This window comes from Streptomyces alkaliphilus (assembly GCF_014141535.1).
GTDB classification, from domain to species: domain Bacteria; phylum Actinomycetota; class Actinomycetes; order Streptomycetales; family Streptomycetaceae; genus Streptomyces; species Streptomyces alkaliphilus.
The window spans coordinates 1-1,320 of the sequence record NZ_VKHT01001214.1 but is presented as its reverse complement, the minus strand read 5'-3'; the positions used below and the strand labels follow the sequence as shown (position 1 = coordinate 1,320).

Genomic DNA, 1,320 nt, shown 5'->3' with positions numbered 1-1,320 from the left:
GCACCACGGAGGACCACGGCCCCACCGGCCCCGACCACCCGGCGCCGCACCCCGCGCACCAACCGGCCGGCGGTGAACGTCGCGCCGTGCACGAAGCGCATCGACGGGCCGAAGGAGGGGGCCGCCGGCAGTCCGGCGAAGAACAGCCCGGGGCGCGAGGACTCGAAGTGCGCGCCCAGCTCGGGCGCCCCCGTGCCGCGCACCCGGCGCACCCCCACCCGCAGCTCCGGAGCCAACCAGCCCAGCCGGTTGACGTCCGGCACGAAACCGGTGGCGGCGATCACGTGGTCGGTCTCCAGCGTCTCCACCGGCCCGTACCCCGAGGGGCCGGTCAACCGCAACCGCAGCCGTTCGCCGACGGGCTCGGCCGTCACCACCTGCCGGCGCAGCCGGATCGGCACCCGGCCGATCACCCGGTCGCGCAGCCACCAGGCGCCGGCCGGGCCGAGCGCGGTGGAGGCGATGTGCGTGCGCATCGTCGGGGGCAGCAGCCGCACCGCGCCCGGCACCTCCGACCACACCCAACTGCTCCAGCCGGTGCCCAGGCCGCTGTGCGGCTCGCGCAGCGTCTCGCGCAGGCCCCGGCGCAGCGGCTGCGGCGGGGTGTTCCAGCGCAGTGCCGAGGCGCGGGCCACGACGGTGGGTCGGGCACCGTGCTCCAGCAGCAGCGCCGCCGTCTCCAGTGCGGCCTGGCCGCCGCCGATCACGGTCACCTCGCGGTCCCGGAAGTGCGCGAGGTCGGCGTGCGAGCTGCTGTGCGAGGCCAGGTGCGGGGCCAGGCCGCGCAGCGCGTGCGGGACGTGCACGAACGGCATCACGCCCGCCGCCACCGCCACCGTCCGGGTGGTGAACAGCTCACCGTCGGCCGTCTCCACCCGGTAACCGCCGGGCATCGGCGCCACCGAGACCACCAGCCGCTCCTCCACCCGGGGCTGCAACTGCCCGGCGAACCACATGCCGTAGTCGGTGAAGGTGGAGATCGGCAGCGGCACGCCGTGATCGGCGCGCAGGCCGCGGGCGGCGCACCAGGCGGCCAGGGTGTGGGCGCCGGCCGGATCGGAGAGGTTGGAGGACCACGGCTCGGACTTGAGGAACATGCCCTCGGGCATGTGGTCCCGCCAGGAGGCCATGGGACGGCCCAGGACCCGCAGGTCCAGTCCGGCCGCCGCCGCGTGGGCCGCGATGGACAGTCCGTAGGGGCCTGCGCCCACCACTACCAGGTCGTGCATCGGATCAACCGCTCTCTTTCGGGGATGTGGCCCGTCCCGGGGGCGGAGGGATCGGGACGGGCCACATCCCCGAAAGAGAGCGGTTGATCCG

The 1,320-nt window shown here is 75.4% G+C and carries 1 protein-coding gene; it reads right to left on the bottom strand.

The features are described 5' to 3' along the window. The coding region (locus tag FNQ90_RS23515; protein WP_182608189.1) for an NAD(P)-binding domain-containing protein at positions 1-1,229 on the bottom strand (1,229 nt) is incomplete at its 3' end. Positions 1,230-1,320: the final 91 nt, after the last annotated feature.